The following is an 8,686-nucleotide window of genomic DNA, read 5'->3' as shown; positions in this document are numbered from 1 at the left end:
GGCGGCGGCGACCACGGCGACCGGAGCCGGGGAGCGCGCCGAGGCGGGCTCCGCCGCCGGCTCGACCCGCGCCTCCTCGGGGGGCGACGACCGTGCGACGAGCGACACCCCAGGAGGCGCGGGCGGCAAGAAGAAGTCCGGTCACCGCCCGGGGCGCAAGGCCGGTTCGCTCGTGGTGCTCGTCGACGGGCGGCTCGTCGTCTACGTGGAGCGCGGCGGCAAGACGGTGCTGACCTTCGGTGAGCCGGACGAGCGCGAGCTCGCCCTGGCCGCGGGTTCGCTGGCCGCCACCGTGCGCAACCGCATCGGCAAGCTCGCGGTCGAACGGGTCGACGGCGAGTTCGTTCTGGGCACCGCCCTCGGCGACGCCCTGCGCGACGCGGGGTTCGCACCGACGCCGAGCGGCATTCGGCTGAGGGCCTGACCGATGCCCGAAGGAGACACCGTCTACCGCGCCGCCAAGAACCTCGACGCGGTCCTGCACGGCCAGACGCTCACCGCCAGCGACTTCCGGGTGCCGGCGTTCGCGACCGTCGACCTCAGCGGTGAGGTGATCGACGACGTGATCGCCCGCGGCAAGCACCTGCTGCACCACATCGGCGACCTGACGCTGCACACGCACCTCAAGATGGAGGGCTCGTGGCACGTCTACCGGCACGGCACGAAGTGGAGACGTCCGGCCTACCAGGCGCGCGTCGTGCTCGAGACCGCCGACTGGGTCGCCGTCGGGTTCGACCTCGGCATCGTCGAGCTCGTGGCCCGCGACGACGACGACAGCGTGGTCTCGCACCTCGGCCCCGACCTCCTCGGCCCCGACTGGGACGCCGCGCGCGCCCTCGCCAACCTCGAGGCCGACCCGTCCCGCGAGGTGGGGCTCGCGCTGCTCGACCAACGGGTGCTGGCGGGTGTCGGCAACGTGTACCGCAACGAACTCTGCTTCCTGAGAGGCGTGCTCCCGACCCGTCCCGTCGGCGAGGTCGAGAACCGGCCCAAGATGATCGACCTCGCGCACCGGCTGATCCAGGCCAACAAAGACCGCGTCGACCGCACGACGACCGGCAACCTCCGCGGCACGACCGACTGGGTCTACGGCCGGGCGGGCAAACCGTGCCTGCGCTGCGGCACCAAGATCAAGAGGGGCGAGCTCGGCGAGAGCGAACTCGAGCTGCGCGACACGTACTGGTGCCCTCACTGCCAGAGCTGACGGTCGCGTGCACGACCGCCACGCCGGCACGCCGCCACGCCGCCACGCCGCCACGCCGCCACGATGTGAACATCCCGCCACGCAATCGTGTGGCGGGATGTTTACATCGTGGCGGCATGGGTCGGCGGCCGAGCAGCGCCGGGATGCAGGGGCGATCGGCAGGGCAGGGTCCGAGCGCCCGAGAACCCGAGCGCCCGGCCGTCCGGCCGCGTGTGACGCCCCGTGACGCGGATCGGCGTCGGTCCGAGGTGACGTGCCTACGATCAGCGACACCCGACGGCCGTACCCGGCGAGCCCGTCAGCGCGAGAGGACGACCATGTCGAACAGCAACCCCACCGACACCCGCAGCACCGCCAGCACCCCCGCCACCACCACCATCGCGGACCAGGTGACCGAGTTCAACGAGGGCTTCACCGCGCAGATCGGCCCCGACTTCTCGAAGGTCTTCGACGACGAGCAGAGCACCCTGCGCGAGGCCGGCGTGCCCGACGACGCCGTGCGACCCGGCGACACCGTCGTCGAGGCGACGCTGTTGACGCCCCAGGGCACCGAGGTCTCGCTCGCCGAGACCGTCGGCGAGGGGCCCGCCGTGCTCGTCTTCTACCGCGGCGCCTGGTGCCCGTACTGCAACCTGACGCTGAAGACCTACCAGGCCGAGCTGCTGCCGCGCCTGCGGGAGCGCGGCGTCGCGCTCGTCGCGATCAGCCCGCAGACCCCCGAGGGCTCCGAGGCGTCGGTGACGAACGGCAGCCTCGAGTTCCCCGTGCTGTCCGACCCGGGCAACGTGCTGAGCGGCGCGCTCGGCATCCGCACCGAACCGAGCGCCGACGCCCGCACCGTCCACACCCAGCTCGGGTTCGACGTCGCCGACAGCAACGCCGACGCGACGGGCGACATCCCCTTCCCCACCGTGCTCGTCATCGACCACGACGGGGTCGTCGTCTTCGCCGACGTCCACACCGACTACACGACGCGGACCGAGGTCGACGAGATCGTCGCCGCCCTCGACCTGCTGGAGGCGCGCGCGGCCTGACCCCGCCCGGTCACCCCGTCCGGTCACCGCGCGCGGCCTGACCCCGCCGGTCACCCCGCCCGGTCACCCCGTCCGGTGACCCCGCGGGTCACCGCGACGCGTCGCCCGAGGTCGGCACGGGCCAGACGTAGTCCAGGTCGGCGGGTTCGTCGCCGAACGCCGCGGCGTAGGCCTCGGGTGCCTTCGCCAGCAGCTTCGACCGGTGCGAGCGGTGGACGTCTTCCCGACCGAACCACGGAGGCAGCTCGAACTCGTCGGCGCGGAACGCCGCCGCGTTGGCGGGGACCTCGTCGAGGGTGGCCAGCGTCTTGTCCAGGCAGGTGTCGGCGAAGCCCCGAGCGACCCAGGCCGCGCAGGTCTCGACCTGGTAGGCCATCAGCGCCGGCCGGTACCCCCGCCACATCGCGGTGACCGGATGGCTCTGCCAGCCGTAGCCGGGCACGACGAGCGCCCGCATGACCTGGAGCGTCTCGACCCGCTGCTTGCCGAGACGCTTGTCGTCGAGCACCTCGGCGCTGGCACGGAAGTCGGCGTAGGGAAGGAACGTCTGCACCGCACCAGCCAACACGCCCGTGCGGGGCGCCGTGCGGCCGCCGAGGACGGGCGCGCGGCCGGTCCCGAGCCGGGCCGCGGCCGGACGATTGCGAACACCACCCCGCCCCGTGCGGTCCCCCGGGCGCGCATCCGCCTACCCTCGACCGAGGTGACCGGCCCGAACCCGGTGCACCCCGTCACGGTCGAGAGGACCCCATGTCGAACGCCGACTCCCCCATCCCCACCCGCATCGCCGACAAGGTGACCGAGTTCAACGAGGGGTTCACCGCCGAGATCGGCACGGAGGCCACGAAGGTCCTCGACGACGAGCAGTCGGCCCTCCGCGACACGGGCGTCCCCGCGGCCGCCGTCCGGGTGGGCGACACGATCGTGGACGCGACGCTCGTGACGACCGCCGGCGACGAGGTCTCGCTGTCGGAGACCGTCGGTGAGGGCCCGGCCGTCCTGGTCTTCTACCGCGGCGCCTGGTGCCCCTACTGCAACCTGACGCTCAAGACCTACCAGGCCGACCTGCTGCCCGAACTGCGGGAGCGCGGCGTCGCCCTGGTCGCGATCAGCCCCCAGACGCCCGAGGGCAGCGAACGGTCCGTCGCGAACGGCGGCCTCGAGTTCCCGGTGCTGTCCGACCCGGGCAACGTGTTCGTCCGGGCCCTGGGCATCCAGACCGAGCCGGTCGCGGCCGCCCGTGCGGTGCACTCCGACCTCGGATTCGACGTCGCCGACAGCAACGCCGACGCGACCGCCGACGTTCCGTTCCCGACCGTCCTCGTCGTCGACCGCGACGGCAAGGTCGTCTTCGCCGACGTCCACGTCGACTACACGACCCGCACCGAGGTCGACGAGGTCGTCGCCGCCGTCGACGCGCTCGACACGCCCCCGGCCTCCTGACCGGCACCGCGCCTCCTGCGCCGCACCGCGCCTCCTGAGGCCGAGGAGGCGCGCCCGGCCCGGTCCCGCCGGTCACACCCCGGGCACACAGCGAAAGGACCCCGTCCCCGACGACGGCCCCCGAAGGATCGGGATGCACATCGTCCGGGACGGGGTCCTCCGTCGGTCGGCGGTGCCGCTCAGTTCGGACGGCCACCGGAGTCGACGGCGGGTGCCGGGGCGGCGGCGTCCTCGCCGAGACCGACCCGCGAGTGCCGGCGCCCGTAGGCGAAGTACACGACGACGCCGATCACGAGCCAGACGGCGAATCGTGCCCAGGTGAGCGTGGTCAGGTTGAACATCAGCCAGACGCAGAGCACCGCCGACAGGATCGGCAGCACGGGCGACAGCGGCACCCGGAACGCGCGCGGCAGGTCGGGCCGCGTGCGCCGCAGCACGATGACGCCGATGCTGACCAGCACGAAGGCCGACAGCGTGCCGATGTTGATCATCTCCTCCAGGACGCCGACGTCGGTGAACCCGGCGATCAGGGCGACGAGCACACCGGCGATGACCTGGACGCGCACGGGCGTCTTGCGGACGGCCGAGGTCTTCGCGAGCCAGCGGGGCAGCAGGCCGTCGCGTGCCATCGAGAAGACGATGCGGGCGAGGCCGAGCAGCAGCACCATGATGACCGTCGTCAGGCCGATGAGGGCTCCGATGGCGATGACCTGGGCGGCCCAGCCGACGCCGACCAGGTCGAAGGCCGTGGCCAGGGTCGGGGCCTCGACGGCGGCGAGGTCGCGGTACGACACCATGCCGGTGAGCACGATCGACACCATGACGTAGAGCACGGTGACGATGGCCAGGCCCAGGAAGATGCCGCGGGGCATGGTCTTCTGCGGGTTCTTGACCTCTTCGGCGCTGGTCGCGACGACGTCGAACCCGATGAAGGCGAAGAAGACGAGCGAGGCACCGGCGAGCAGGCCGAAGACGCCGTACTGCGCGGGCTCGGCACCCGAGACGAACGAGAAGAGGGACTGCGTCCAGACGTCTCCCTCGCCGGCCGGGCGGGGCTGCGACGCCGGGACGAAGGGCGTGTAGTTCGACGACTTGACGAAGAAGAAGCCGACGACGATGACGAACAGCACGATCGCGACCTTGATCACGGTGAAGACGCTGCCCACGCGCGAGCTGAGCTGCGTGCCCAGGACGAGCAGCACGGTGAAGAACGCGACGATGACGAACGGCGCCCAGCTCAGCTCGAGCGGCCCGATCGACAGGGTGTCGGGCACGTCGAGACCGAAGCCGGAGAACACGGTGCTGAGGTAGATGCCCCAGTACTTGGCCAGCACGGCCGCCCCGGTGAGGGTCTCGAGGATGAGGTCCCACCCGATGATCCAGGCCAGGAACTCGCCGAGGGTGGCGTAGGTGAAGGTGTACGCGCTGCCCGCGACGGGGATGGTCGAGGCGAACTCGGCGTAGCACATGATCGCCAGGCCGCAGGTGACGGCCGCGAGGATGAACGACAGCGTCACGCCCGGGCCCGCGAAGTTCGCGGCGGCGTTGGCGCCCACCGAGAAGATGCCGGCCCCGACCGCGACGGCGATGCCCATGAGGGTCAGGTCGGTGACGCCGAGCGAGCGCTTCAGCCCGTTCTCGGGTCCCGTCGAGTCGGCGAGCGACGACTCGACCGACTTCGTGCGCCACAGGGTGCTGAGACCCCGGGCCTTGGGGACGGTGCTCATGCTGCCTCCTGGGTGGTGCGGGCGATGGGGTCGCCCCGTCTCGGGGGACGACGCGCCAGCATACCGGCGGACCGGCCGCGTCTCGTAGCATGGCGGGCGAGGGGGGCATCGTGGACGGACGACCGTGGCAGCCGACGCGTCCCGAGCGCCCGGCGGCAGCCCGGGAGGCGCGGGCCGGCTCCCCGGCGACGCCCGCCTCCGCGACCGGTCACCCCGACGAGCACGCAGCCGACGTCGATGCTCGCGACGGGTACGACGGGGTGGAGGCCACCGGAGCAGGACGGCGCGCGGGGCGACCCCCGCTGCAGGCGGTCGGACGCCGGACGGGTCGTGCGCTGCGCCGGGGGTGGAGCCGCGCCTCCCGGGCTCGCCGTCTCGGGCTGACGGTCGGCGCCGTCGCCGTGGTGACCGCGCTCGTCGCCGGCGCGGGCCTCGCGATGCAGCCGCGGTACGACGAGCCGGTGCGCCCCGCGATGCTCGTCGACGACCTGCGGTCCGAGCCCACGGCGACCGTCTGGCGGACCGACCTGGCCGGTGCGGCCACGCCCGGCATGCCCTCGGGGTGCGCCTACTACGCGTTCGCCGGGATGGTCGGCGACGACGCACTCGTCACCGCCCAGTCGGCCGAGCAGTCCGACCGCTGCGGGGGTGCCGGAGGGCGCCTGGCCCGGGTCGACGGCGACACCGGTGACGTGGTGTGGAGCGCGAACGTGGCCACGGCCCTGGGGCGGGCGGTGCGGTCGGTCCGGGTGACGCCGGACGCCGACGGACGCACCGCCACCCTGGTCGTCGAGGTCGACGCGGGTTCGACCCTGGCCCGACTGGACCTGCGGACGGGCGAGGTCACCGACTGGTCGTCGGCGGTCGAGTCGTCCGATCCCGACCAGGTGACGCGCATCGAGGAGGTCTCGTCGACGACCGTCCTCGTCTCGCACCAGCCCCGGACGAGGTTCGGGCCCGACGGCTCGGGTCCGACCACCGAGGAGGGCGACGTGACGGGGTACGAGCTCCGTGCCCTCGACGCCCCCGACACCGTGTCGTGGCGAGCCGACGAACCGTCGCAGGCCACCGTGAGGCTCGTCGACGACGAGTTCTACGTGCTGACGACGGCCGGCGACGGATCACGGGTGATCGACGCCGCCACCGGTGACGTGCACCGCCTGCCGATCGACGACGACACCTACGGCTGGCCCGAGGCGGCCGGCGACCACGTCGTCGTGACGCTCGCCGCCCCCTCCGGGCAGCAGCTGGTCGCCTTCTCGCAGGACCGGCCGGGCACCGTGGACTGGTCCGCCGACCTGTCGGGCGACGCCTCGCTGATCGTGTCGGACCGGTGCGTCACGGTCACGGCCCCCGTCGTGAGCGGCGACCCGGTGGTCGCCGGGCCGAGGGGCTCCGACGACGCGGGCGACACCGCCGACGCGGACGGACCCGTGGGTCGGAGCGCGGTCACCTGCCTGTCGCCCTCGACGGGCGAGACCGTGTGGTCGACCACGGTCCCGGTCGCCAGCGGACAGACGGTGCAGTCGGGGTGGAACCCCTCGCCGAGCTCCGCCTTCGACGACGTGCAGGTCACCGTCTCACCGTCCAGCGACTTCGGCGACGAGACCTCGACCGTGACGACGTTCGACGCCCATGACGGGCGCGTGGTCTTCGAGGCGACCCTGCCGGGGTACTCGGCACCCCTCGCCCAGGGCCGCACGACCGTCTACCAGCAGACCTTCGGGGTCGACGGGCGTCTGGCGATCGTCGCCCTCGACCGGTCCAGCGGCCGCGAGCTCTGGCGGACGTCGCGTGACGACGTGCTGACGTACGAGTTCTGGGGGCAACACCTGGTCGTCGTGACCCAGGACGGCGTCGTCCGACGCCTGGCCGATCCGACGGCGGTGGCCGACCGCTGACGTCACGGCTGCGGCGCCGACGAGCTCGGCTCAGAGCAGCCGGTCGAACCGCTGCGTGGGCCGCTTCAGCAGCGAGTGCTCGAACGGGTCGCCCGCGGCCACCCACCCCTCGCTCTCGTAGAGCCCGACCGCGGCGACGTTGTCGAGGAGTGCGTGCAAGACGACGCGGCGGTGGCCGAGCGCGCCGAGCCGACAGGTCGCCTCCCTCAAGAGGGCACGCCCCAGCCCGCGCGCCTGGGCGCCGGGCCTGGTAGCCAGCAGGCCGACGACGGGGGCGTCCTCGGGGTCGCCCGGCAAACCGCTGCCGGGCCGCATCGCGAGCACGAACCCGTCGACGCCACGAGGCCCGTCCACGTCGGGCCCGTCCACGACGGGCGCGTCCGCGACCAGCCAGACGACGCCCGCGCCGAACTTCGGCCGGGCCCGCTCGGCGACCCCGTCGAACGCTCGCCCGTCGCGTGCAGCACACGCCGCGACCCAGACGGCCAGGCACGCCTCGACGTCGGCCGGCACAGCACACCGCAGTTCGTGCACGGCACCGCGACTAGACACGGTGGGATGCACGAGACGCGGTGCGGTGCCACACGACCCGGTGCGACACGACCCGGTTCGACACGGACTACCCCCGCACCAGCAGCGGGAACACGAACACCGCGAAGAGGAAGAACGCCGCCATGACGCCGAACACGACGTAGGTGCCGCGACCGACGACCCGCTGACCGGAGGCCTCCCGGCGCTGCAGCACGCGGCGACGGTAGATCACCTGGATGACCACGAGCACGACGATCGCCAGGGCGAGGATCGAGATGACGACGGCTTCGATGGCGCGGCTCCTTCGGGGACGGGCGACGAGAGGGCGAACGGGCGGCGCCGCTCGTGCACCGGTGGGCGGGACCGGACGGCCCGCACCAGCCTAACGGCCGACCCCGGGAGCCCAGGAGGCGCGGGTCCCGCCCCCGGGACCGCTCACGGCCCGCCCGCGTGCCCGCCTCGTACCATGGCCGGGTGACGGACGACGCCCGACCGAGCGACCACCCGTTCGCGCGCGCCCGCCGCCGCGGGGCCGCCGTCTGGCACCGCGCCTCCCGCCCTCGCCGTCTCGCCCTCGTGGCCGCCGCGGTCGTCGCCGCCGCGGCGCTCGTGACCACCGTCGGCCTGGTCGAGGCACCGCGGTACTCGTCGGCCGCCGCGCTCGACGGCGTCGTCGGCGACGACCTGCGGCACGAGCCGGTCCCCGGGTCGTGGACGCTGACGCCCGCCGACGTCGGCGTGCCGGCGGACCAGGGTCGGTGCCTCCTCTGGCAGGCGGAGCCCGCGGTGGGCCCCGACCGGCTCGACGGCGACGTCCTCGTCAGCGCCGGCGGTGCCGCGGGCGAC

The 8,686-nt window shown here is 73.3% G+C and carries 10 protein-coding genes; 6 read left to right on the top strand and 4 right to left on the bottom strand.

Annotated elements, in window-relative coordinates:
* From IFT36_RS13635 to IFT36_RS13625, 3 genes are all read left to right on the top strand, one after another.
* On the top strand, positions 1-424 hold a 424-nt coding region (locus IFT36_RS13635), incomplete at its 5' end, for a hypothetical protein (protein ID WP_200413402.1).
* Between the two features lie 3 nt (positions 425-427).
* Positions 428-1,204, top strand: a complete 777-nt coding sequence (locus tag IFT36_RS13630; protein WP_200413401.1) for an Fpg/Nei family DNA glycosylase — start codon at positions 428-430, stop codon at positions 1,202-1,204.
* 317 nt (positions 1,205-1,521) lie between these two features.
* On the top strand, positions 1,522-2,238 hold the full coding sequence (locus IFT36_RS13625; RefSeq protein WP_200413400.1) for a peroxiredoxin-like family protein: 717 nt from the start codon (positions 1,522-1,524) through the stop codon (positions 2,236-2,238).
* A gap of 88 nt (positions 2,239-2,326) precedes the next feature.
* Here IFT36_RS13625 and IFT36_RS13620 read toward each other — a convergent pair whose 3' ends face one another.
* On the bottom strand, positions 2,327-2,791 hold the full coding sequence (locus tag IFT36_RS13620) for an MSMEG_6728 family protein (protein WP_200413399.1): 465 nt from the start codon (positions 2,789-2,791) through the stop codon (positions 2,327-2,329).
* A gap of 197 nt (positions 2,792-2,988) precedes the next feature.
* Between IFT36_RS13620 and IFT36_RS13615 the strand changes: the two genes are divergently transcribed.
* Complete coding sequence (locus IFT36_RS13615; RefSeq protein WP_056043793.1) at positions 2,989-3,681, top strand: peroxiredoxin-like family protein; 693 nt, start codon at positions 2,989-2,991, stop codon at positions 3,679-3,681.
* Positions 3,682-3,860: 179 nt separating this feature from the next.
* On the opposite strand, the gene IFT36_RS13610 is transcribed toward IFT36_RS13615, so the two are convergent.
* Entirely contained in the window at positions 3,861-5,408 is a 1,548-nt protein-coding gene (locus IFT36_RS13610; RefSeq protein ID WP_200413398.1) for an APC family permease, read from the bottom strand.
* Positions 5,409-5,518: 110 nt separating this feature from the next.
* Here IFT36_RS13610 and IFT36_RS13605 point away from each other — a divergent pair, with 110 nt between their 5' ends.
* Complete coding sequence (locus IFT36_RS13605; RefSeq protein WP_200413397.1) at positions 5,519-7,309, top strand: outer membrane protein assembly factor BamB family protein; 1,791 nt, start codon at positions 5,519-5,521, stop codon at positions 7,307-7,309.
* 30 nt (positions 7,310-7,339) lie between these two features.
* Here IFT36_RS13605 and IFT36_RS16585 read toward each other — a convergent pair whose 3' ends face one another.
* Entirely contained in the window at positions 7,340-7,861 is a 522-nt protein-coding gene (locus tag IFT36_RS16585; RefSeq protein ID WP_307785113.1) for a GNAT family N-acetyltransferase, read from the bottom strand.
* Between the two features lie 67 nt (positions 7,862-7,928).
* A complete protein-coding gene (locus IFT36_RS13595; RefSeq protein WP_156155614.1) occupies positions 7,929-8,084 on the bottom strand; it encodes a hypothetical protein in 156 nt (51 codons plus the stop codon).
* A gap of 230 nt (positions 8,085-8,314) precedes the next feature.
* On the opposite strand from IFT36_RS13595, the gene IFT36_RS13590 reads away from it, so the two are divergent.
* The coding region (locus tag IFT36_RS13590) for a hypothetical protein (protein WP_200413396.1) at positions 8,315-8,686 on the top strand (372 nt) is incomplete at its 3' end.

The sequence above is a fragment of the Frigoribacterium sp. CFBP 13605 genome (assembly GCF_014839405.1).
Taxonomy (GTDB): Bacteria; Actinomycetota; Actinomycetes; order Actinomycetales; family Microbacteriaceae; genus Frigoribacterium.
Note: the sequence above shows the minus strand (reverse complement) of the source record. Positions and strands in the feature narration are given on the sequence as shown.

Coding starts and splice junctions, on each gene's coding strand:
- IFT36_RS13630 (WP_200413401.1), top strand. CDS start 428: ATGCCCGAAGGAGACACCGTCTACCGCGCCGCCAAGAACCTCGACGCG.
- IFT36_RS13625 (WP_200413400.1), top strand. CDS start 1,522: ATGTCGAACAGCAACCCCACCGACACCCGCAGCACCGCCAGCACCCCC.
- IFT36_RS13615 (WP_056043793.1), top strand. CDS start 2,989: ATGTCGAACGCCGACTCCCCCATCCCCACCCGCATCGCCGACAAGGTG.
- IFT36_RS13610 (WP_200413398.1), bottom strand. CDS start 5,408: ATGAGCACCGTCCCCAAGGCCCGGGGTCTCAGCACCCTGTGGCGCACG.